The organism is Bacillus sp. SIMBA_074, assembly GCF_046534555.1.
In the GTDB taxonomy this organism is placed as follows: Bacteria; Bacillota; Bacilli; order Bacillales; family Bacillaceae_G; genus Bacillus_A; species Bacillus_A mycoides.
Genome location: NZ_JAWRYM010000753.1, coordinates 1 through 260, shown reverse-complemented (window position 1 = coordinate 260; position 260 = coordinate 1). Strand labels below are relative to the sequence as shown.

General features: G+C 35.0%; 1 protein-coding gene. It reads right to left on the bottom strand.

Features of this window, described 5'->3' with window-relative positions; translation table 11 throughout:
• A partial coding sequence (locus SB773_RS32795) for a hypothetical protein (protein WP_410594577.1) occupies window positions 1-260 on the bottom strand: 260 nt, incomplete at both ends.

Here is a 260-nt window from a genome sequence, read left to right as displayed (position 1 = left end):
CTGCATTATCTTCAGTCAAATGACGATATTCATTGCCAAGATCCATGAAGTAATTGATAGTTTTTAGTTTTGATAAACCTTCGGGTACAGGCTGCAGTGCATGCAAGAAACCGGAGGAAACTCGAATAACTTCAGGTTTAAAGTCATATAACTCTAGTTCATCTGACATTAAATTAATGAATCGACTTAAATCTGTTCCAACTGCTGAAACTAAAGCTATAACTATTTCAGAAAAACCTTCTTCTGTATCCAATCCATCA